Genomic DNA, 22365 nt, shown 5'->3' with positions numbered 1-22365 from the left:
ATGATAGAATATTAAGAGAAAATCGAGGAAAAGACTATGAGATTAGACAAATATTTAAAGGTATCACGTATTATCAAGCGACGCCCTGTAGCTAAAGAGGTAGCAGATAAAGGCCGTATCAAGGTAAATGGAATCTTGGCAAAAAGTTCGACAGATTTGAAAATCAATGATCAAATTGAAGTTCGTTTTGGCAATAAGCTGTTAACAGTGCGGGTGCTAGAAATGAAAGACAGCACTAAAAAAGAAGATGCTGCTAAAATGTATGAAATTATCAGTGAGACAAGGATTGAAGAAAATGTCTAGAAATATTGTTCAAATAAATAATCGCTTTATCCAAGATGAAAATCAGCGTCGTAGATACCTCGATGAGGAGCGTCGGAAACGAAATCGTTTTATGGGATGGGTTCTAATTTTAGTCATGCTACTTTTTATTCTTCCAGCCTATAATTTATATCAAAGTTACGAAACTTTACTTAATCGCCGTGCTCAATATGCACAACTACAAAAAAAATATGAAAAATTAGGTGAAGAAAAGAGCTATCAGTCTGATATTGCAACCAAGTTGAAAGATGACAGCTATGCTGCTAAATATGCTCGTGCTAAGTATTCTTTTTCAAAAGAAGGAGAATACATTTACACAACACCAGATTTGTTACCACAATAATTATGGAAAATTTACTTCAAAATATAGAGAAATTTTTATCTTTTTCGGATGAAAAACTAGCAGAATTATCCGAAAAAAATCAAGCTTTAAAACTTCAAGAAACAAAAAAGGAAAGGGGAGGTCATGCGTAAGTTACTTTTGCTGATATTTTTACTGCCAGCCTTATGGAGCAGTCAAACAGCAATCAGTACTGAAAAGGAACTTGTTTTAGACGAAGAAGAAAAGTATCAGCTAACAGGTACAGCTTATGGCCGTTATCATACGAGTATCCCTACAAATCCTAATGTTTATGAAGAAACGCCTACTTTTACAGATGCTACTTTGACTAAGGTAGCTGGGAAACTTCTGCCGGATCAGCCATTACAGCTGACAGAGTTGCACGTGAATGAGGCTGGGATTCCTATCTTTAAATTAAAGAATGGCCAGTTTGTAATTGCAGATAAAAATAGTATTTATGAGGATACGGTTCAGTCTATCACAGATGTTAAACAGGAAAGATGGCTTTCCCCTAACTATGTGCTCTACGATACTATCCCGATCAATTCTTCTAAAAAGATTGCAGCTAAACTACCTGCTTATAGCAAAGTAAAGGTAGTACAAATTGCTCAAACAGCTAAGGGAGAATACGCTAAAATTGAAGGTCAAGGTTGGGTTTCTGTTGATTTTCTTTCCCAAGAAGATAATCGAATGGAAAAGGTTCAGGAGATTCTAAATTCTAAGTACAAAAAAGCTGACTTTTCTATTTATGTAAAACAGCTAGAAACGGGTAAAGAAGCAGGTATCAATCCAGATCAACAAATGTACTCAGCCAGTGTGACGAAAATTCCTTATCTTTACTATGCCCAGGAGCAACTAAACAATCATAGCCTTTCCTTGGATAAAAAGTTTAAATATACAGCGGTTGTCAATGATTTTCCAGGTGCCTATGACCCTGAGGGAAGCGGCAGCATTTCCAAATCAGCAAATGATAAGGAATATTCTGTGCAGGACTTAATCAATGGTGTAGCAAAAGAGTCGGATAATGTAGCTCACAATATCCTTGCCTACTATACCAGCAATCAATCTGATAGCCAGTTTCAAAATACTATTGAAAAAATTGCGGGCAAAAAGTGGGATGTGGAAAGCAGACAAGCTTCGGCTCGAATGGCAGGCAATGTTATGGAAGCCATTTATGAGCAAAATGGCATGATTATCGATGCCTTGTCTCAGACAAATTATGACAATCAGCGAATTTCTAAAAACATCAATATAAAAGTTGCCCATAAAATCGGTGATGCTTACGACTTCAAGCATGATGTCGCTATTGTGTATGCGGATTCGCCATTTATTATTGCCATTCTTACGAATAATTCGGATTACGATACAATTTCTAAAATCGCAGATGATGTGTACGGAGTTCTGAAATGATCGATCAGAAGTTTCGCAAACAAATGCAGGAAAAGCGGTATTTTCAAAATCATCGAAAAGTGCTGGTAGCAGTTTCTGGTGGCTTGGATTCGATGACCTTGTTCCATCTCTTGTACCAGAATAGAGAAGAGCTAGAGATTGAGCTGGGGATAGTGCATGTCAACCACAAGCAACGTCCAGAGTCAAATATGGAAGAAAAAGAGCTGTCAAATTTTGCCCAGCAACTTGGTGTGAAATTTTTCAGCTCAAATTTTTCAGGTGATTTTTCTGAGGAAAAAGCTCGGCGATTTCGCTATCGTTTTTTTGAAGAAGTCATGTTGGCAGAAGGCTACACGGCCTTGGTAACGGCTCATCATGCTGATGATCAGGCCGAGACAGTGTTTATGAGGTTATTAAGAGGAGCAAGGCTGCGCCACTTGTCTGGAATGACCGAGGTTCAATCCTTTGCAAATGGCGAATTAATCCGACCTTTGCTTCATTTTCATAAGCAAGATTTCCCTGATATTTTGCATTTTGAAGATAAGAGCAATCTTCAAAATGACTATCTCAGAAATCGGATTCGCAATCTCTATCTTCCCAGTCTTGAAAAGGAAAATCCACGCTTTAAGGATTCTCTGATTTCTTTAGGGAAAGAAGTTGAGGATTTACAGACAGCCCTGTCTCATCTGACGCAGGGATTGGACATTACAAAACTTGAAGTGTTTGAGCGGCAAATTCCAGAAGTTCAAAATTTCCTTCTGCAGGAATATTTAAAGAAATTTCCTTCATTAAATATAAATAAAAAGCAATTTGAAGAAATCTTAGGAATCTTACGAACCAAGGCTAATTACATCCACCCTTTAAAGGATGAATATGAGTTGGTGAAAGATTATAAGCATTTTGAAATCAGAAAAATCAGTCGTAGGTCTGATTTGAAAGTGGAGTCAATTCTGTTAGAATGTGGTAATCTACTTCAATTTGGAGAGTATCAATTCTCATTTGGCTCTCCTTTGGAGGGTGAAAATGTTCAAGCGATTTCTGTTTCATGTGAAACACCACTTCTTTTACGTCACAGAAAAACAGGTGATTGTCTTCGTTTGAAGGGGCATCACAAAAAACTTCGTCGACTATTCATTGATCAAAAAATTCCATTTGAAGAACGAGAAAAAGCGATTATTGTTGAGCAAAATCAGCAGATCTTGGCAATTGTAAATATCGCTATCAGTGATTTGAGTAAGGAATTAAAAAGTGATATAATGAGTACTGTACTTTATATTCAGAAAATTAGATAGGTAAAATTATGCTAGAACAAGATATTAAAAAAGTATTGGTTTCTCATGAGGAAATCGTAGCAGCAGCAAAAAAATTGGGCCAACAGCTGACAGTAGACTATCAAGGTAAAAAGCCTATTTTTGTAGGAATTTTGAAGGGTTCGGTTCCTTTTATGGCCGAATTAATCAAACATGTGGATACAGATATTGAATTAGATTTTATGCTGGTGTCTAGTTATCATGGCGGTACAACTAGTAGTGGCGTGATTAATATTATCAAAGATATTGATCAAGATATTACCGGTCGTGATATTCTTTTTGTCGAAGATATTATCGATACCGGCCAAACTTTGAAGAATTTGTGTAATTTATTCAAAGAAAGAAATGCAGCTTCTGTAAAAATTGCTACGTTGTTGGATAAGCCAGAAGGACGCATTGTTGATATTGAGGCAGACTATACCTGCTTTACAATTCCCAATGAATTTGTAGTAGGTTACGGACTAGATTATGATGAGTATTATCGCAATCTTCCTTATGTAGGTGTCTTGAAAGAAGAAGTTTATACAAAATAAAGGTTTACTAGATATAAATGAAAAATAAACAAAATAATGGTTTTATAAAAAATCCTTTTCTCTATATTCTAATTATTGTAGTCTTTGTTACAGGTTTTCAGTATTTCTTTACAGGAAATGCGACAGGCCGTAGCCAGCAAATTAACTACAGCCAATTAGTAAAAGAAATCCAAAATAATAATGTTACAGAGATGAGCTACCAGCCAAATGGTAGTATTATCGAGGTATCAGGTACTTATAAAAAACCTAAAGAATCAAAAGATACGACAGGAATCCTGTTTTTCAGTCCGGAAATCTCAAAAGTTAGCAGATTTACTAGTGTTGTTTTGCCATCAGATACAACAGTTTCTGATTTGCAAAAGCTAGCTGCTGAGCATGGGACAGAAGTGACTATTAAGCGTGAAAGCTCCAGTGGAATGTGGATTAATCTTTTGATCTCCTTGGTTCCATTTATCATCATCGCCTTCATCTTTATGTCTATGATGAATCAAGGTGGTGGCGGTGCTCGTGGTGCCATGAATTTTGGACGTAACAAAGCTCGTGCGGCCAATAAAGAAGATATCAAAGTGCGCTTTTCAGATGTCGCTGGTGCAGAAGAGGAAAAACAAGAACTTGTTGAAGTTGTTGAATTCCTGAAAGATCCAAAACGTTATACTAAGCTGGGTGCTCGTATTCCGGCAGGTGTTCTTTTGGAAGGTCCTCCGGGGACTGGTAAGACCTTGCTTGCCAAGGCAGTTGCTGGTGAAGCAGGTGTTCCTTTCTTCAGCATCTCAGGTTCTGACTTTGTTGAAATGTTTGTCGGTGTCGGAGCAAGCCGTGTTCGTTCTCTATTTGAAGATGCGAAAAAAGCGGCCCCTGCCATTATCTTCATCGATGAAATTGATGCCGTCGGTCGTCAGCGTGGTATTGGCCTTGGCGGTGGTAATGATGAGCGTGAACAAACTCTTAATCAGCTCTTGATTGAAATGGATGGTTTTGAAGGCAATGAAGGAATCATTATTATTGCGGCTACTAACCGTTCGGATGTTCTTGATCCAGCTCTTCTACGTCCAGGTCGTTTTGACAGAAAAGTTTTGGTTGGCCGTCCTGACGTGAAGGGTCGGGAAGCTATTCTTCGCGTTCATGCTAAGAATAAACCGCTGGCTAAAAATGTTGATTTGAAACTAGTTGCTCAGCAGACACCAGGTTTTGTTGGTGCTGATTTGGAAAATGTCTTGAATGAAGCAGCTCTAGTTGCAGCTCGTCGTAACAAAAAAGTCATCGATGCCGATGATATTGATGAAGCTGAAGACAGAGTAATCGCAGGACCATCTAAGAAAGATAAAATCGTTTCAGAGCGTGATCGTCAGATTGTCGCTTACCATGAAGCGGGGCATACGATTGTCGGACTTGTTTTGTCCAATGCGCGTGTCGTACACAAGGTAACCATTGTGCCTCGTGGTCGTGCTGGTGGATATATGATTGCCCTGCCTAAAGAAGACCAAATGCTTCTGTCTAAAGAAGACATGAAAGAGCAATTGGCTGGTCTCATGGGTGGTCGTGTAGCTGAAGAGATTATCTTTAATGTCCAAACTACAGGGGCTTCAAATGACTTTGAACAAGCTACACAGATGGCGCGTGCAATGGTCACTGAGTACGGTATGAGTGAAAAACTTGGCCCAGTCCAATACGAAGGTAATCATGCTATGTTTGGTGCACAAAGTCCTCAAAAATCAATTTCAGAACAAACAGCCTATGAGATTGATGAGGAAGTTCGTTCATTACTAAATGAAGCACGAAACAAAGCAGCTGAGATTATTCAAGCAAATCGTGAAACCCATAAATTGATTGCAGAAGCATTACTTAAATATGAAACGCTTGATAGCACCCAAATTAAATCTCTCTATGAAACAGGTCATATGCCAGAAGAGTCTGAAAAAGACTTGGAACGAGAAGCACATGCCCTTTCCTATGATGAAATAAAATCTAAAATGGAAGAAAATTAAGAGATGCTTTTCTTATTAAATAGCTTGATTACTAATTGTGTAATCAAGCTATTTTTTTATTCTTTAAAGCCTAACATGTCATAAAAAGTCCCTGAGATGCCGAAATTTCTTACATTAAGTACCAGTTAGGGTATAAAATAGACAGGATAGGGACAGGAGGCCTGAGGGAAGAGTTTTTCTTGTAGAATCATATTATCAAAGAAAAAGGAGATAACATGAACTTCAAGGAACGCTATGAGAAAGTGCAGTGGATCGTCCGGCGCTGCGCACGGGATTATTATGTACATTTATGGGAGAGTAGTGACTGGGAACAAGAAGGTATGCTGGTTTATCACCAGCTGGAAGAAAGTCATCCAGATATCAGTCAAGATGAAAGCCGCCTCTATCGCTACTTCAAGACAAAATTTCGGAATCATATTCATGACATACTTCGCAAGCAAGAGAGCCAAAAACGCCGCTTCGATCGTCAGTCTTATGAAGAAGTTGGAACCATTAGTCATAGACTGAGCAAGCGCGAACTAGCTTTAGATGATTTAGTCGCTCTTCGAAGTTCGTTAGCAGCCTACACTTCCAAGTTAGACAAAGAACAACTAGAGTTATACCACCGCTTACTAGGTGACGAACGGTTTAAGGGGCGTAAAAGACTGTTGCGAGAGTTAGAGGAATATTTAATAGACTTTAGCAGCACGGTGATATAGTGGATAGGGGAGAGGTAAGAGGGAGAGGTTGGCTTTCCCTTTTAATTTATTGAGTTATAGGTAGTTATAGAGGTGTTAGGAAGAAAAGATGAAAAAAAGATAAAAAAATTTCAAAAAAGTGTTGACAAGGGGATAGATAGGTGATATACTGATATAGTTGTCGCTTGAGAGAGCGATAAAGACCTTTGAAAACTGAACAAGACGAACCAATGTGCAGGGCGCTACAACATATGTTGTAGTACTGAACAAAGAAAAAACAATAAATCTGTCAGTGACAGAAATGAGTGAGAACTCAAACTTTTAATGAGAGTTTGATCCTGGCTCAGGACGAACGCTGGCGGCGTGCCTAATACATGCAAGTAGAACGCTGAAGGAGGAGCTTGCTCTTCTGGATGAGTTGCGAACGGGTGAGTAACGCGTAGGTAACCTGCCTGGTAGCGGGGGATAACTATTGGAAACGATAGCTAATACCGCATAACATTGACTATTGCATGATAGTCAATTAAAAGGTGCAATTGCACCACTACCAGATGGACCTGCGTTGTATTAGCTAGTTGGTGGGGTAACGGCTCACCAAGGCGACGATACATAGCCGACCTGAGAGGGTGATCGGCCACACTGGGACTGAGACACGGCCCAGACTCCTACGGGAGGCAGCAGTAGGGAATCTTCGGCAATGGACGGAAGTCTGACCGAGCAACGCCGCGTGAGTGAAGAAGGTTTTCGGATCGTAAAGCTCTGTTGTAAGAGAAGAACGAGTGTGAGAGTGGAAAGTTCACACTGTGACGGTATCTTACCAGAAAGGGACGGCTAACTACGTGCCAGCAGCCGCGGTAATACGTAGGTCCCGAGCGTTGTCCGGATTTATTGGGCGTAAAGCGAGCGCAGGCGGTTAGATAAGTCTGAAGTTAAAGGCTGTGGCTTAACCATAGTACGCTTTGGAAACTGTTTAACTTGAGTGCAGAAGGGGAGAGTGGAATTCCATGTGTAGCGGTGAAATGCGTAGATATATGGAGGAACACCGGTGGCGAAAGCGGCTCTCTGGTCTGTAACTGACGCTGAGGCTCGAAAGCGTGGGGAGCAAACAGGATTAGATACCCTGGTAGTCCACGCCGTAAACGATGAGTGCTAGGTGTTGGGTCCTTTCCGGGACTCAGTGCCGCAGCTAACGCATTAAGCACTCCGCCTGGGGAGTACGACCGCAAGGTTGAAACTCAAAGGAATTGACGGGGGCCCGCACAAGCGGTGGAGCATGTGGTTTAATTCGAAGCAACGCGAAGAACCTTACCAGGTCTTGACATCCCGGTGCCCGTCCTAGAGATAGGATTTTGCTTCGGCACACCGGTGACAGGTGGTGCATGGTTGTCGTCAGCTCGTGTCGTGAGATGTTGGGTTAAGTCCCGCAACGAGCGCAACCCTTATTGTTAGTTGCCATCATTCAGTTGGGCACTCTAGCGAGACTGCCGGTAATAAACCGGAGGAAGGTGGGGATGACGTCAAATCATCATGCCCCTTATGACCTGGGCTACACACGTGCTACAATGGCTGGTACAACGAGTCGCAAGTCGGTGACGGCAAGCTAATCTCTTAAAGCCAGTCTCAGTTCGGATTGTAGGCTGCAACTCGCCTACATGAAGTCGGAATCGCTAGTAATCGCGGATCAGCACGCCGCGGTGAATACGTTCCCGGGCCTTGTACACACCGCCCGTCACACCACGAGAGTTTGTAACACCCGAAGTCGGTGAGGTAACCTTTTAGGAGCCAGCCGCCTAAGGTGGGATAGATGATTGGGGTGAAGTCGTAACAAGGTAGCCGTATCGGAAGGTGCGGCTGGATCACCTCCTTTCTAAGGAAAAACGGAAGCCATTGGTCGTCATGTTTAGTTTTGAGAGGTCTTGTGGGGCCTTAGCTCAGCTGGGAGAGCGCCTGCTTTGCACGCAGGAGGTCAGCGGTTCGATCCCGCTAGGCTCCATTAGGATAGTGATGACTATTCTAAACTTGTCCATTGAAAATTGAATAACTATATCAAATAGTAACAAGAAAATAAACCGAAACGCTGTGAATATTAATGAGTTTAAGACTGAAAGGTCAAAAATAAGGTTAAGTTAGTAAGGGCGCACGGTGGATGCCTTGGCACTAGGAGCCGAAGAAGGACGTGACAAACGACGAAATGCCTCGGGGAGCTGTAAGTAAGCGCAGATCCGGGGATGTCCGAATGGGGGAACCCAACAGGTACTACCTGTTACCCATCTCTGTTAAGGAGATGAGGAGGAAGACGCAGTGAACTGAAACATCTAAGTAGCTGCAGGAAGAGAAAGCAAAAGCGATTGCCTTAGTAGCGGCGAGCGAAACGGCAGGAGGGCAAACCGAAGAGTTTACTCTTCGGGGTTGTAGGACTGCAATGTGGACTCAGATTTTATAGAAGAATGACATGGGAAGGTCAGCCAAAGAGAGTAAGAGCCTCGTATTTTAAATAGAATCTGTACCTAGCAGAATCCTGAGTACGGCGGGACACGCGAAATCCCGTCGGAATCTGGGAGGACCATCTCCCAACCCTAAATACTCCCTAGTGACCGATAGTGAACCAGTACCGTGAGGGAAAGGTGAAAAGTACCCCGGAAGGGGAGTGAAATAGAACCTGAAACCGTGTGCCTACAACAAGTTCGAGCCCGTTAATGGGTGAGAGCGTGCCTTTTGTAGAATGAACCGGCGAGTTACGTTATGATGCGAGGTTAAGTTGAAGAGACGGAGCCGTAGGGAAACCGAGTCTGAATAGGGCGAATTAGTATCATGATGTAGACCCGAAACCATGTGACCTACCCATGAGCAGGTTGAAGGTGCGGTAAAACGCACTGGAGGACCGAACCAGGGCACGTTGAAAAGTGCTTGGATGACTTGTGGGTAGCGGAGAAATTCCAAACGAACTTGGAGATAGCTGGTTCTCTCCGAAATAGCTTTAGGGCTAGCGTCGACATAAAGATTCTTGGAGGTAGAGCACTGTTTGGGTGAGGGGTCCATCCCGGATTACCAATCTCAGATAAACTCCGAATGCCAATGAATTATGGTCGGCAGTCAGACTGCGAGTGCTAAGATCCGTAGTCGAAAGGGAAACAGCCCAGACCACCAGCTAAGGTCCCAAAATAATTGTTAAGTGGAAAAGGATGTGGGGTTGCACAGACAACTAGGATGTTAGCTTAGAAGCAGCTATTCATTCAAAGAGTGCGTAATAGCTCACTAGTCGAGTGACCCTGCGCCGAAAATGTACCGGGGCTAAAACAATTTACCGAAGCTGTGGATACCTTTATAGGTATGGTAGGAGAGCGTTCTATGTGTGGCGAAGGTGTACCGTGAGGAGCGCTGGAACGCATAGAAGTGAGAATGCCGGTATGAGTAGCGAAAGATGGGTGAGAATCCCATCCACCGTAAGACTAAGGTTTCCAGGGGAAGGCTCGTCCGCCCTGGGTTAGTCGGGACCTAAGGAGAGACCGAAAGGTGTATCCGATGGACAACAGGTTGATATTCCTGTACTAGAGTATGAAGTGATGGAGGGACGCAGTAGGCTAACTCGTGCGTACGAATGGATGTACGTCTAAGCAGTGAGGCGTGGTATGAGTCAAATGCTTATACCTGTAACGTTGAGCTGTGATGGGGAGCGAAGTTTAGTAGCGAGTGAGTGATGTCACACTGCCAAGAAAAGCTTCTAGCGTTGTATCATACTCTACCCGTACCGCAAACCGACACAGGTAGTCGAGGCGAGTAGCCTCAGGTGAGCGAGAGAACTCTCGTTAAGGAACTCGGCAAAATGACCCCGTAACTTCGGGAGAAGGGGTGCTGACTTTGGTCAGCCGCAGTGAATAGGCCCAAGCAACTGTTTATCAAAAACACAGCTCTCTGCTAAATCGTAAGATGATGTATAGGGGGTGACGCCTGCCCGGTGCTGGAAGGTTAAGAGGAGTGCTTAGCGGTAACGCGAAGGTATGAATTGAAGCCCCAGTAAACGGCGGCCGTAACTATAACGGTCCTAAGGTAGCGAAATTCCTTGTCGGGTAAGTTCCGACCCGCACGAAAGGCGTAATGATTTGGGCACTGTCTCAACGAGAGACTCGGTGAAATTTTAGTACCTGTGAAGATGCAGGTTACCCGCGACAGGACGGAAAGACCCCATGGAGCTTTACTGCAGTTTGATATTGAGTGTCTGTGCCACATGTACAGGATAGGTAGGAGCCTATGAGATCGGGACGCCAGTTTCGATGGAGGCGTTGTTGGGATACTACCCTTGTGTTATGGCCACTCTAACCCGGATAGGTGATCCCTATCGGAGACAGTGTCTGACGGGCAGTTTGACTGGGGCGGTCGCCTCCTAAAAGGTAACGGAGGCGCCCAAAGGTTCCCTCAGACTGGTTGGAAATCAGTCGCAGAGTGTAAAGGTATAAGGGAGCTTGACTGCGAGAGCTACAACTCGAGCAGGGACGAAAGTCGGGCTTAGTGATCCGGTGGTTCCGCATGGAAGGGCCATCGCTCAACGGATAAAAGCTACCCTGGGGATAACAGGCTTATCTCCCCCAAGAGTTCACATCGACGGGGAGGTTTGGCACCTCGATGTCGGCTCGTCGCATCCTGGGGCTGTAGTCGGTCCCAAGGGTTGGGCTGTTCGCCCATTAAAGCGGCACGCGAGCTGGGTTCAGAACGTCGTGAGACAGTTCGGTCCCTATCCGTCGCGGGCGTAGGAAATTTGAGAGGATCTGCTCCTAGTACGAGAGGACCAGAGTGGACTTACCGCTGGTGTACCAGTTGTCTCGCCAGAGGCATCGCTGGGTAGCTATGTAGGGAAGGGATAAACGCTGAAAGCATCTAAGTGTGAAACCCACCTCAAGATGAGATTTCCCATAACGCAAGTTAGTAAGAGCCCTGAGAGAAGATCAGGTAGATAGGTTAGGAGTGGAAGTGTGGCGACACATGTAGCGGACTAATACTAATAGCTCGAGGACTTATCCAATTTTCATTGAGCGCAGCTTTTGGCAAGTATTGTGAGCTTTGAGTAGTTATTCAATTTTGAGTTGACAAGGCAATAAGATATTGCAAGTTAATTCAGCAAGTTAAGTGACGATAGCCTAGGAGATACACCTGTACCCATGCCGAACACAGAAGTTAAGCCCTAGAACGCCGGAAGTAGTTGGGGGTTGCCCCCTGTGAGATATGGTAGTCGCTTAGCAGGATAGGAAGTCGGAGTACTTCCTTTTTGGGAGTTTAGCTCAGCTGGGAGAGCATCTGCCTTACAAGCAGAGGGTCAGCGGTTCGATCCCGTTAACTCCCATATAGGTCCCGTAGTGTAGCGGTTATCACGTCGCCCTGTCACGGCGAAGATCGCGGGTTCGATTCCCGTCGGGACCGTTGGAATTGTTAGACAGTTTCAAGAAGAAAGACTCGTTAGCTCAGTTGGTAGAGCATTTGACTTTTAATCAAAGGGTCACTGGTTCGAGCCCAGTACGGGTCATAAGCGCGGGTTTGGCGGAATTGGCAGACGCACCAGATTTAGGATCTGGCGCTTTAGGGCGTGGGGGTTCAAGTCCCTTAACCCGCATAGAAATATAAATGAGCCGGCTTAGCTCAGTTGGTAGAGCATCTGATTTGTAATCAGAGGGTCGCGTGTTCAAGTCATGTAGCCGGCATTTTTTTTGGATAGAGATGCGAACGTAGTTCAGTGGTAGAACACCACCTTGCCAAGGTGGGGGTCGCGGGTTCGAATCCCGTCGTTCGCTTTGAGGCCGGGGTGGCGGAACTGGCAGACGCACAGGACTTAAAATCCTGCGATTGGTAACGATCGTACCGGTTCGATTCCGGTCCTCGGCATAGCGGATATGCGACAGGGCACCCTTAGCTCAACTGGATAGAGTACCTGACTACGAATCAGGCGGTTAGAGGTTCGACTCCTCTAGGGTGCATAAGAAAGTTTTGACTTTTTTATGTGTTTTTGTTATAATTGATTATCGTGATATAGAGCACCCTTAGCTCAACTGGATAGAGTACCTGACTACGAATCAGGCGGTTAGAGGTTCGACTCCTCTAGGGTGCATGAAGGGAAACGAGGTCATATGACTCCGTTTTTACTTATGATCGGGAAGTAGCTCAGCTTGGTAGAGTACTTGGTTTGGGACCAAGGTGTCGCAGGTTCGAATCCTGTCTTCCCGATATCTGGCGGTGTAGCTCAGCTGGCTAGAGCGTCCGGTTCATACCCGGGAGGTCGGGGGTTCGATCCCCTTCGCCGCTATAACGATCTTGTTGGACCTTTAGCTCAGCTGGTTAGAGCTCTCGGCTCATAACCGAGTGGTCGTAGGTTCAAGTCCTACAAGGTCCATATTAAATATCTTGGAGGATTACCCAAGTCCGGCTGAAGGGAACGGTCTTGAAAACCGTCAGGCGTGTAAAAGCGTGCGTGGGTTCGAATCCCACATCCTCCTTAGATTAGAATATCGCGGGATGGAGCAGCTAGGTAGCTCGTCGGGCTCATAACCCGAAGGTCGTAGGTTCAAATCCTGCTCCCGCAATTTGGCTCGGTAGCTCAGTTGGTAGAGCAATGGATTGAAGCTCCATGTGTCGGCGGTTCGATTCCGTCTCGCGCCATACAGTATTTAATATGCGGGTGTAGTTTAGTGGTAAAACTACAGCCTTCCAAGCTGTTGTCGCGAGTTCGATTCTCGTCACCCGCTTTGAACAGAAGTTCATACCAAGTTTTTATAACTTGGGCGCGTAGCTCAGGTGGTTAGAGCGCACGCCTGATAAGCGTGAGGTCGGTGGTTCGAGTCCACTCGTGCCCATTAAGTATATTGGAGAATTACTCAAGAGGCTGAAGAGGACGGTTTGCTAAATCGTTAGGTCGGGTAACTGGCGCGGGGGTTCGAATCCCCCATTCTCCGTAAATAAGGGAGTTTAGCATTTGCTATCTCCTTTTCTTGTTTTATAATGTTTTTCTGTTGAAGAATTATTTCTTGTTGTTTGTTTGAACTTGTTTTGTTAAGTTGTTCTGCTCTAATCTGTATTTATATAAGCGTTTTTTAGGATTTATTGGTTGCGGAGATTGGAATGAATAAATTAAAGATGTCTAAATTTTTGATTTCTATTTTGCTATTGGGAATTGTTATGATAAGCTTGATGCTTTCCCCTCTTTCAACATGGATTGTTTCTGTAACTGGTGACTTTTTGTCTAGTGTTGATCGGGTGGTGGCCATTCCTTTTAACTATCTTGCTAAGGAAAAGAAAAAAGTTGTTCATTTAATAGATACCTACCAAGAAAATGAGACGCTAAAGGGAACGATTTACAATCTTGAAGAGCAGGCGAATATTTCTGATGCCTTAAAATTAGAGAATGAGAAGTTGCGTTCTCTCTTAGAGTTACGTAATAATGATCAAAGTGTTGTCAAGATTACTGGAGAAGTTATCTCTCGCTCTCCATCTACTTGGAAGAGTGAATTAACTCTTGATAAGGGGCAGTCAAGCGATGTGTCAACCTCTATGCTGGCTATTTCTAACGGTGGTTTGATTGGAGCAGTTAGCAGTGTTTCCGACTCTTCAAGTGTTGTTAGTCTACTTACAAATGAAAAGAATGATAGTTCTATTGCCATTAAAATTCAGACAAAAACTGGTTTTGCCTATGGCATCATTGTTGGTTTTGACACTGAAAAGTCAGCTTTTATCGTCAGCCAGCTAAATACGGTGGATGGAATTGAAGAAGGGGCAACTGTGACGACAAGTGGTCTCGGCTCTTATAATGCTGAGAATGTCTTGGTTGGTCAGGTTTTATCAATATCAGCTGGCAAGGACCAATTAAACAAAGAAGTTTTGGTGAAGCCTGCTGCAGATTTGTCTGATATTCAAGCGGTTCTGTTGGTGAGAAATTAGTATGAAAATTCTAAGAGGAACTTTTTTTACAACTTTGTTTTTATTCCTGATCTTCTTCATTGATGGTCAATTATCAAGAAGTCTTGTAGATCTTTTTGCTGAGAAGTGGCATCCGGCAAGTCATATTTTATTGTTCTTTACGGTTTTCTTATTTTTAAACTTTTCAAAGGAATATATTTTTTTCCTCTTCTTCACTCTCGGCCTTTTTTACGATGTTTATTATCTACATGTGATTGGGCTTTTCACCTTCATCTTGCCTCTATTGACAGTTGCCATCTATCATTTTCTTTCTGTATTTTTGCTAAATCGTTGGACACGCGTTTTAGCCATTATTACGATTGTTTTCTTTTTTGAAATGATCAGCTTTGTTTCTGCATTTTTCTTGCACCTAGCAAGCTTTACATTCCCTGATTTTATTATCTATGCTTTGGTGCCAACTTTAGTATTTAATGCCTTTCTTTTCCTATTGTTACAGCCTTTGTTTGAAAAAGTCTATTTATGATGAATTAGAAATAGAAATGTAACGAATGCGTAATATATAGCCAGAATTTTTTTGATATACTATATAATGTCTTAGTAAGAAGGAGTGTTAATATTTTTATGAAGAAAAAGCTACTTACATCAGTTTTATTGAGTGCGGTGATCCTTTCTCAAGGTGCTGCGCTAGTTAATGTTAAAGCTGATAGTACAGATGATAAAATTGCAGCTCAAAATAGTAAAATTGATAGTTTAACAAATCAACAAAAAGCGGCACAGGCACAAGTTGATGAAATTCAAAAACAAGTTTCAGCTATTCAAAAGCAACAAGAAGTGCTTCAAGCAGAAAATGAAAAATTGAATGCTGAATCTGCGAAACTTACTGCTGAAATTGAAGAGTTATCAAAGAATATTGTTGCTCGTAATGAGTCTCTTGCAAATCAAGCGCGTAGTGCTCAAACAAATGGTACAGCAACAAGCTATATCAACACAATCATCAACTCTGCTTCAATCACTGAGGCTATCTCTCGTGTAGCAGCGATGAGCGAAATCGTTTCGGCTAACAACAAAATGCTGGAACAACAAAAAGAAGATAAAGAAAAGATTGCTGAAAAACAAGTTGCTAACAATGAAGCTATCAATACAGTCATTGCGAACCAACAAAAACTTGCAGACGATGCTCAAACGTTGACAACTAAGCAGGCTGAACTCAAGGTTGCTCAACTGAACCTTGCAGCTGAAAAAGCAACTGCTGAAAATGAGAAAAATAGTCTCTTAGAGCAAAAAGCGGCAGCTGAAAAAGCGGCAGCTGAGGCAGCAGCGGCAGAAGCAGCATATAAGAACCAGCAACAAGCGCAACAACAAGCGATCCTTGCTTCAGGAAATACAAGCTTTGCAGCACAAGTTCAAGCTGTAAATAATACAGGTGGAACTCCTGCAGCAGAAGCAGCAGTTGCTACATCAGGAGTTGTTGCAACTCCATCATATAGCCTTTCAGCATCAACTTATCCTGTAGGTCAATGTACTTGGGGTGCTAAGACTTTGGCACCATGGGCTGGCGACTACTGGGGTAATGGTGGCCAATGGGCAGCTAGTGCGGCAGCAGCAGGCTTCCGTACAGGATCACAACCACAAGTTGGAGCGATCGCATGTTGGAACGACGGTGGCTACGGACACGTTGCAGTTGTAACAGCAGTGCAATCTGCTAACAACATTCAAGTATCAGAAGCAAACTATGCTGGTAACCAATCACTCGGTAATCACCGTGGATGGTTTGACCCAACAAATGCACAAGGGTATGTAACATACATCTATCCAAACTAATGAAATATGAAGGAGAACGACTTTTCGTTCTCCCTTTTATTTTTTATTGAAAAATTGCTGGAAAAGCGTTACAATGGTAGGTAGGAAAAATGTAATTGGTTACAATAAAAGACGATTTAGAATCTGGAGGGAATCATGTCTTTTTCTGATTTAAAGCTCTTTGCTCTTTCTTCTAATCAAGAATTAGCGCAGCGTGTCGCAAAGGAGATTGGGATGCCGCTTGGGAAGTCAACGGTTCGTCAATTTTCTGACGGGGAAATTCAAGTAAACATCGAAGAATCGATCCGTGGTAAGCACGTTTTTATCTTGCAGTCAACTAGCTCACCTGTCAATGACAATCTAATGGAAATTTTGATCATGGTGGATGCCTTGAAGCGGGCTAGTGCGGAGTCTATCAATGTAGTGATGCCTTACTATGGCTATGCTAGACAGGACCGAAAAGCTCGTGCTCGTGAGCCAATTACATCTAAATTAGTGGCTAATCTAATGGAGATTGCTGGAGTAGATCGCCTATTGACCATTGATTTGCATGCTGCTCAGATCCAAGGTTTCTTTGACATTCCTGTCGACCATTTGATGGGAGCGCCTTTGATTGCTGATTATTTTGAGCGTCGAGGCATGGTGGGTAGCGATTATGTGGTAGTCAGTCCAGACCACGGTGGTGTCAGCCGCGCTCGTAAGTTGGCAGAATTTCTCAAGACTTCAATTGCAATTATCGACAAACGTCGCAGCGTTGACAAGATGAATACCAGTGAAGTTATGAATATCATTGGTAAGGTAGAAGGTAAGACCTGTATTCTGATAGATGATATGATTGATACGGCGGGGACTATTTGTCATGCGGCAGACGCTTTGGCAGAGTCAGGTGCTGTGGAAGTCTATGCGAGCTGTACTCACCCAGTCTTGTCAGGACCAGCTATGGAAAATATCCAAAAATCCGCTATCAAAAAACTAGTGGTTTTAGATACCATCTACCTTTCAGAGGACAGATTAATCGATAAGATTGAGCAGATTTCTATCGCTCATCTCTTGGCAGAAGCCATCGTTCGGATCCATGAAAAACGTCCGCTTTCCCCTCTTTTTGAAGTAGCAAAAAAGGCTTAAAAGTGCGTTTATCAAGATTTTTTTTAGCAAAAGACTTGACAATTTAAAGAATATTTCATATACTATACATAGTAACGATAGTTACCAAATAAAAAATGTTTTTTATAAAAAAAAGGAGAAAACAAATGAAAAAAGTTGTACTTTCTAGCGTAGTAGCTCTTTCATTGTTCGCACTAGCAGTACCTGCATTCGCAGCTGATGAAGCAACTAATGCAGCTCGTCAAGGTGATCCAGAATATTACCTTCAAACTGAGTTCACAAATGCTGATAAAGCTAATGAATACTTGGCTGGACATTCTGGTGAAATCGGAGCAGAAGCTGCTCAAGATCCAGCAGTAGTAGCTGCTAAAAAAGAACTTGATGCTGTTGAAGGTGGTTCACACCTTTACGGTGAGAAAAAAGCAGCTTATGAATCAGCTTACAACGATGCATTCAACACTGTACGTAACAAGTATGTAAAACAATTCCAAGGTACATACAACAATGCTACAGAACAAGAAGGCAAAACATACATCAAGGGTGAAAGCGAAACTGATAAAAATAATCGTTACTTGAAACGTGTTGGTGCAGCAAACAACCAACCTGGAAGCAAAGCAGCAGATAAAGCAGGAGACAAAGGTACTACACCTGCATCTAAAGAAGAAGCAGCTAAGACTGAATCTAAAGCTGGTAAAGATGCTAAAGCTGGACAAAAAGCAGCTGGTAAAGCTCTTCCAAAAACATCTGCAGTTAAATAATTTGTTTTAAACAATTGTACTAATGCAATTTATATCACTGGACCTCTGGTTCAGTGATATTTTTTAGAAAGATTTTATAGGATTTTTATCTATGAGAAGAAGAAGACAAAAACAACAGCAGAAAAATTGGAAGATTTTTGGTGGTTTAGGAGCTTTATTTATTGCTATTTTAGCAGGGATTTTTCTCCTCCAACAGGCAAACTCTTCAAATTCTGCTGCTAAATCATCCACTAGTCAGGTAGGTAAGGTAACTTATACACCAAGTAAGGAAGAAAAGGAATATCTGACTAATCGTTTTAATGGCTTGAAAGCGATCAATCCTGAAGCGGTGGCCTATGTCTATGCTCCTGGTACAGAATTGGACGAGCCAGTTGTACAGACCGGTGATAACTCAACTTATTTGGATAAGACCTTTGAAGGTGGAAACGAACCTTATCTGGGTACTGTTTTCATGGACACTGAAAACAAAAAAGACTTTAGTGACCGTTTGACTTGGCTCTTTGGGCATGCTCGTGGAAGTCAGGTTGGTGACCACCGCATGTTTAATGATGTGAACTATTATGATAAACAGGAATACTTAGATAAGCATAAGTATGTTGTCATTGAAACGCCAGAGCGTAAGCTTTACTATCAGGTAATGGGCTTGGTGATCGTTCCAGAAGAGACTGCTTTTTATCGGATTAAGTTTGATGATGATAAGGATTTTGAAACTCAGCTCAAGAATATCTATGAAGCTGCTCGTACCAAAGATTCAAATATCAAGATTAAAGCGAGCGATAAGTACGTTGTTCTGTCAACTTGTCGTGAAGAGGATGAGACGATTCGTTCTAACCTCTATCTACGTCAAATTCCAGACTCTGAACTACAGGATTTCCTAGCCAAGCATGGGAATGAGCTTACTTATAAAGCAACTCGTGAATAAAAATCAGGATTTTTCCTGATTTTTTTGTTTTTCTATCTATAAATCAGATGGATTTTTGCGCAGGTGCTGCATTTATAGTATAATAGTTCTATTAGATTATCGGAGGCGGCTATGGATTTGACTAAGAAGTTTAACAAGAATTTAGATAAAATTGAAGTGTCTCTGATTCGTCAGTTTGACCAGTCTATTTCTACGATTCCAGGTGTTTTGCGGCTGACCTTGGGGGAGCCAGACTTTCTGACACCGGATCATATCAAGGAGGCGGCCAAGGTAGCCATTGATGCCAACCAGAGCCACTATACAGGAATGAGTGGGCTTTTGGAGCTGCGGCAGGCTGCGGCTGATTTTGTCAAGGAGAAGTACCATCTGAACTATCGTCCAGAAGATGAAGTCTTAGTCACTATTGGGGCAACTGAAGCCCTGTCTGCGACTCTGACGGCTATTCTGGAAGAGGGCGACAAGGTCTTGCTACCAGCGCCGGCTTATCCAGGCTATGAGCCGATTGTGAATTTGGTCGGGGCGGAGATTGTCGAGATTGATACGACAGAAAACGACTTCGTTTTGACTCCTGAAATGCTGGAGCAGGCTATCTTGGCGCAAGGTGACAAGCTCAAGGCAGTTATTCTCAACTATCCGGCCAATCCGACTGGCGTGACCTATTCGCGGGCGCAGATGGAGGCTTTGGCAGCTGTATTGAGCAAGTATGAAGTTTTTGTCGTTTGTGATGAGGTATACTCTGAGTTGACTTATACGGAGCAGGGGCACGTTTCTCTGGCAGAATATTTGCCCGAGCAGACCATCGTCATCAATGGCTTATCCAAGTCTCATGCTATGACGGGCTGGCGACTAGGTTTTATCTTTGCTCCAGCTGCTTTTACGGCTCAATTGATCAAGAGCCATCAGTATCTGGTGACGGCAGCCAATACCATGGCTCAATATGCAGCTATTGAGGCTTTGACAGCTGGTAAGGATGATGCCCAACCGATGAAGGCGGAATACGTCCAGCGGCGGGATTATATTATCGAACAGATGACGGAGCTGGGTTATCAGATTATCAAGCCAGACGGTGCTTTCTATATTTTTGCCAAGATTCCAGCAGGCTACAACCAAGATTCTTTTGCCTTTTTGCAGGATTTTGCTGAGAAGAAGGCTGTGGCTTTTATCCCAGGGGCGGCCTTCGGCCAGTACGGAGAAGGCTATATTCGCCTGTCTTATGCAGCTAGTATGGAAACCATCAAGGAAGCTCTGAAACGGCTCAAGGAGTACATGGAAGAGCATGCTTAGACCGTTAACGAGCAAGAGTTTGATTCTCTATAATCGGAATTTCCGGGAAGATGATAAGCTGGTCAAGATCTTTACGGAACAGGCTGGCAAGCGAATGTTTTTCGTGAAACATGCTGGAAAGTCTAAGCTGGCACCAGTCATCCAGCCTCTGACGGCAGCAGAACTCTTGATGAAAATCAATGATGATGGACTCAGCTATATCGAAGATTACCAAGCTGTGGAAAGTTACGGGCAAATCAAGGGCGATCTCTTTGTCATGGCTTATGCCAGCTATGTGGCGGCTCTAGCAGATGCTAGTATTCAAGACAATCAGCCAGATCCAGCCCTCTTTGCCTTCCTGCAAAAGACACTGGATTTGATGAATCAAGGGCTGGATCATGAGGTTTTGACAAATATTTTTGAAATTCAGATTTTATCTCGCTTTGGCCTTTCTCTGAATTTCCATGACTGTGTTTTTTGCCATCGGACAGGTCTGCCTTTTGATTTTTCCTTTCAATATGGCGGGGTGCTCTGTTCAGAGCATTATCACAAGGATGCTCATCGCAGTCATCTTAATCCCAATATTCCTTTTTTGCTCAATCAGTTTCAGGCGGTTCAGTTTAGTGAGCTGGAGACGATTTCGCTTAAGCCGGAAATCAAGCGACAGATCAGGGACTTTATAGATCAACTTTATGATGAATACGTGGGTATTCATCTCAAATCAAAGAAATTTATCGACTCTCTGGGCGACTGGGGCAGTATTTTACAAGACAAACATGAGGAAGAACAGCATGAAAAAAATAGCTATTGATGCCATGGGCGGAGACAATGCCCCTCAGGCTTTGGTCGAAGGTGCTAATCAGGCTCTGAGAGACTTCTCGGATATTGAGATTGTTCTCTATGGGGATGAAGCCAAGATTAAACCTCTGTTGACAGCGACAGAGCGCGTCAGCATCGTTCATACGGATGAAAAGATTGACTCGGATGATGAGCCGACCAAGGCTATTCGCAAGAAGAAGCAGGCTAGCATGGTTTTGGCAGCCAAGGCAGTCAAGGATGGAGAAGCAGATGCGGTTCTGTCTGCCGGTAATACAGGAGCGCTTTTGGCGGCGGGCTTCTTTATCGTCGGACGGATCAAAAATATTGACCGACCAGGGCTTTTATCCACTTTACCGACTGTGGATGGTCGCGGTTTTGATATGCTGGATCTGGGGGCAAATGCTGAAAATACCCCTCACCATTTGCATCAATATGCTATTCTAGGTTCTTTTTATGCGGAAAATGTTCGTGGCATTAAGCAGCCACGGGTTGGCTTGCTCAATAATGGCACTGAAGCCAGCAAGGGAGATCCTTTGCGTAAGGAAACTTATGCACTGTTGTCGGAGGATGACAAACTGAACTTCATCGGCAATGTGGAGGCGCGTGACCTTATGGATGGAGTGGCAGACGTTGTCGTAGCAGATGGCTTTACGGGCAATGCTGTGCTCAAGTCTATCGAAGGAACTGCCATTAGCATCCTAGGCCAGCTCAAAAAGGCTGTGCTAGGCGGTGGTCTCAAGGCTAAGCTAGGAGCTTTGTTGCTCAAAAACAGCCTACAGGAAATGCGCAAGAGTCTGGACTATTCCAGTGCCGGTGGGGCCGTTCTCTTTGGACTCAAGGCGCCAGTGGTCAAGACACACGGTTCAAGCGATGCCAAGGCTGTTTATAGCACCATTCGTCAGATCCGAGCCATGCTGGAGACAGATGTTGTCGGAAAATCTGTGGTGGAATTTTCAAAAGAGGTGGATACAGAATGAATCAAGAACAAATTTTTCAAAAAGTAACAGAAATTATCCAAGAACGTCAAGGAAAGGACTTTGTTGTCCAGCCAACTTTGGGCTTAAAAGATGATTTAGGCGCTGATTCTGTTGACTTAATGGAATTCATCCTGACTTTAGAGGATGAGTTTGCGATTGAAATTTCAGATGAGGATGTTGATCGCTTTGAAAATGTCGCAGATATTGTCGCCTATTTGGAAAAGAAACTAGCGAAGTAAGAATGTGACTTCGATTTGAACAGATGAAAAAC

18 protein-coding genes, 19 tRNA genes and 3 rRNA genes are annotated in these 22365 nt (G+C 43.2%); all 40 read left to right on the top strand.

Features of this window, described 5'->3' with window-relative positions:
* Positions 1-36 precede the first annotated feature (36 nt).
* Positions 37-303 (top strand): RNA-binding S4 domain-containing protein, encoded by a 267-nt coding sequence (locus HBA50_RS10125; RefSeq protein ID WP_005591371.1) that lies wholly within the window; start codon positions 37-39, stop codon positions 301-303.
* Positions 296-664, top strand: coding sequence for an FtsB family cell division protein (locus HBA50_RS10120; protein ID WP_045499867.1), 369 nt, complete (start codon positions 296-298; stop codon positions 662-664). The genes HBA50_RS10125 and HBA50_RS10120 overlap by 8 nt, the downstream gene beginning before the upstream one ends.
* A gap of 2 nt (positions 665-666) precedes the next feature.
* Positions 667-795, top strand: a complete 129-nt coding sequence (locus tag HBA50_RS10520) for an SP_0009 family protein (protein ID WP_125372373.1) — start codon at positions 667-669, stop codon at positions 793-795.
* A complete protein-coding gene (locus HBA50_RS10115; protein WP_045499864.1) occupies positions 788-2071 on the top strand; it encodes a serine hydrolase in 1284 nt (427 codons plus the stop codon). The genes HBA50_RS10520 and HBA50_RS10115 overlap by 8 nt, the downstream gene beginning before the upstream one ends.
* Positions 2068-3342, top strand: a complete 1275-nt coding sequence (gene tilS, locus HBA50_RS10110) for a tRNA lysidine(34) synthetase TilS (RefSeq protein ID WP_045499861.1) — start codon at positions 2068-2070, stop codon at positions 3340-3342. The genes HBA50_RS10115 and tilS overlap by 4 nt, the downstream gene beginning before the upstream one ends.
* A gap of 8 nt (positions 3343-3350) precedes the next feature.
* Positions 3351-3893, top strand: a complete 543-nt coding sequence (gene hpt / locus HBA50_RS10105; protein ID WP_045499858.1) for a hypoxanthine phosphoribosyltransferase — start codon at positions 3351-3353, stop codon at positions 3891-3893.
* Positions 3894-3910: 17 nt separating this feature from the next.
* A complete protein-coding gene (gene ftsH / locus HBA50_RS10100; RefSeq protein ID WP_045499856.1) occupies positions 3911-5878 on the top strand; it encodes an ATP-dependent zinc metalloprotease FtsH in 1968 nt (655 codons plus the stop codon).
* 215 nt (positions 5879-6093) lie between these two features.
* Positions 6094-6576: a sigma-70 RNA polymerase sigma factor region 4 domain-containing protein gene (locus tag HBA50_RS10095; RefSeq protein WP_045497765.1), complete on the top strand. Its 483-nt coding sequence runs from the start codon at positions 6094-6096 to the stop codon at positions 6574-6576.
* A gap of 299 nt (positions 6577-6875) precedes the next feature.
* A 16S ribosomal RNA gene (locus HBA50_RS10090) occupies positions 6876-8422 on the top strand.
* 53 nt (positions 8423-8475) lie between these two features.
* Positions 8476-8548: transfer RNA gene (locus tag HBA50_RS10085), tRNA-Ala, on the top strand.
* A 126-nt stretch (positions 8549-8674) separates the two neighbouring features.
* Positions 8675-11572 (top strand): 23S ribosomal RNA (locus tag HBA50_RS10080).
* Between the two features lie 100 nt (positions 11573-11672).
* Positions 11673-11788: ribosomal RNA gene (gene rrf, locus HBA50_RS10075) — 5S ribosomal RNA — on the top strand.
* The 16S, 23S and 5S rRNA genes sit together here with 19 tRNA genes alongside, the layout of an rRNA operon.
* A gap of 29 nt (positions 11789-11817) precedes the next feature.
* Positions 11818-11890: transfer RNA gene (locus tag HBA50_RS10070), tRNA-Val, on the top strand.
* A gap of 4 nt (positions 11891-11894) precedes the next feature.
* Positions 11895-11967, top strand: a tRNA-Asp gene (locus HBA50_RS10065).
* A gap of 30 nt (positions 11968-11997) precedes the next feature.
* A tRNA-Lys gene (locus HBA50_RS10060) sits at positions 11998-12070 on the top strand.
* A gap of 5 nt (positions 12071-12075) precedes the next feature.
* A tRNA-Leu gene (locus tag HBA50_RS10055) sits at positions 12076-12157 on the top strand.
* 15 nt (positions 12158-12172) lie between these two features.
* Positions 12173-12245: transfer RNA gene (locus HBA50_RS10050), tRNA-Thr, on the top strand.
* An 18-nt stretch (positions 12246-12263) separates the two neighbouring features.
* Positions 12264-12335: transfer RNA gene (locus HBA50_RS10045), tRNA-Gly, on the top strand.
* Positions 12336-12340: 5 nt separating this feature from the next.
* Positions 12341-12426: transfer RNA gene (locus HBA50_RS10040), tRNA-Leu, on the top strand.
* 18 nt (positions 12427-12444) lie between these two features.
* Positions 12445-12518 (top strand) — tRNA-Arg (locus tag HBA50_RS10035).
* Positions 12519-12575: 57 nt separating this feature from the next.
* Positions 12576-12649 (top strand) — tRNA-Arg (locus tag HBA50_RS10030).
* Positions 12650-12691: 42 nt separating this feature from the next.
* Positions 12692-12765, top strand: a tRNA-Pro gene (locus tag HBA50_RS10025).
* Positions 12766-12770: 5 nt separating this feature from the next.
* A tRNA-Met gene (locus HBA50_RS10020) sits at positions 12771-12844 on the top strand.
* 13 nt (positions 12845-12857) lie between these two features.
* A tRNA-Ile gene (locus tag HBA50_RS10015) sits at positions 12858-12931 on the top strand.
* A gap of 13 nt (positions 12932-12944) precedes the next feature.
* Positions 12945-13034 (top strand) — tRNA-Ser (locus tag HBA50_RS10010).
* Positions 13035-13047: 13 nt separating this feature from the next.
* Positions 13048-13121, top strand: a tRNA-Met gene (locus HBA50_RS10005).
* Positions 13122-13124: 3 nt separating this feature from the next.
* Positions 13125-13197, top strand: a tRNA-Phe gene (locus HBA50_RS10000).
* A gap of 15 nt (positions 13198-13212) precedes the next feature.
* Positions 13213-13283 (top strand) — tRNA-Gly (locus HBA50_RS09995).
* Positions 13284-13317: 34 nt separating this feature from the next.
* A tRNA-Ile gene (locus HBA50_RS09990) sits at positions 13318-13391 on the top strand.
* Positions 13392-13402: 11 nt separating this feature from the next.
* Positions 13403-13490, top strand: a tRNA-Ser gene (locus HBA50_RS09985).
* A 166-nt stretch (positions 13491-13656) separates the two neighbouring features.
* The gene (mreC, locus tag HBA50_RS09980; RefSeq protein WP_045498393.1) at positions 13657-14472 is read left to right on the top strand and encodes a rod shape-determining protein MreC; all 816 of its coding nucleotides are present in this window, start codon (positions 13657-13659) and stop codon (positions 14470-14472) included.
* A 1-nt stretch (position 14473) separates the two neighbouring features.
* Positions 14474-14974: a rod shape-determining protein MreD gene (mreD, locus tag HBA50_RS09975; protein WP_045498390.1), complete on the top strand. Its 501-nt coding sequence runs from the start codon at positions 14474-14476 to the stop codon at positions 14972-14974.
* A gap of 98 nt (positions 14975-15072) precedes the next feature.
* Entirely contained in the window at positions 15073-16272 is a 1200-nt protein-coding gene (gene pcsB, locus HBA50_RS09970; RefSeq protein ID WP_045498387.1) for a peptidoglycan hydrolase PcsB, read from the top strand.
* 135 nt (positions 16273-16407) lie between these two features.
* Positions 16408-17376 carry a ribose-phosphate diphosphokinase gene (locus tag HBA50_RS09965; protein WP_045498384.1) on the top strand — a complete coding sequence of 323 codons (969 nt, stop codon included), beginning with the start codon at positions 16408-16410 and terminating at the stop codon, positions 17374-17376.
* Positions 17377-17501: 125 nt separating this feature from the next.
* Positions 17502-18113 carry an amylase-binding adhesin AbpA gene (abpA, locus tag HBA50_RS09960; protein WP_045498381.1) on the top strand — a complete coding sequence of 204 codons (612 nt, stop codon included), beginning with the start codon at positions 17502-17504 and terminating at the stop codon, positions 18111-18113.
* Positions 18114-18204: 91 nt separating this feature from the next.
* Positions 18205-19035: a class B sortase, LPKTxAVK-specific gene (gene srtB, locus HBA50_RS09955; RefSeq protein ID WP_045498378.1), complete on the top strand. Its 831-nt coding sequence runs from the start codon at positions 18205-18207 to the stop codon at positions 19033-19035.
* A 111-nt stretch (positions 19036-19146) separates the two neighbouring features.
* Entirely contained in the window at positions 19147-20319 is a 1173-nt protein-coding gene (locus HBA50_RS09950) for a pyridoxal phosphate-dependent aminotransferase (protein WP_045498375.1), read from the top strand.
* A complete protein-coding gene (gene recO / locus HBA50_RS09945) occupies positions 20312-21109 on the top strand; it encodes a DNA repair protein RecO (RefSeq protein WP_045498372.1) in 798 nt (265 codons plus the stop codon). Before HBA50_RS09950 ends, recO begins: the two co-directional genes overlap by 8 nt.
* Entirely contained in the window at positions 21090-22094 is a 1005-nt protein-coding gene (gene plsX / locus HBA50_RS09940) for a phosphate acyltransferase PlsX (RefSeq protein WP_045498369.1), read from the top strand. The genes recO and plsX overlap by 20 nt, the downstream gene beginning before the upstream one ends.
* A complete protein-coding gene (locus HBA50_RS09935) occupies positions 22091-22333 on the top strand; it encodes an acyl carrier protein (RefSeq protein WP_005591354.1) in 243 nt (80 codons plus the stop codon). The genes plsX and HBA50_RS09935 overlap by 4 nt, the downstream gene beginning before the upstream one ends.
* Positions 22334-22365: the final 32 nt, after the last annotated feature.

This window comes from Streptococcus cristatus ATCC 51100 (assembly GCF_011612585.1).
Taxonomy (GTDB): domain Bacteria; phylum Bacillota; class Bacilli; order Lactobacillales; family Streptococcaceae; genus Streptococcus; species Streptococcus cristatus_H.
The sequence above is the reverse complement of the archived record's forward strand: the minus strand, read 5'-3'. Positions and strand labels throughout refer to the sequence as shown.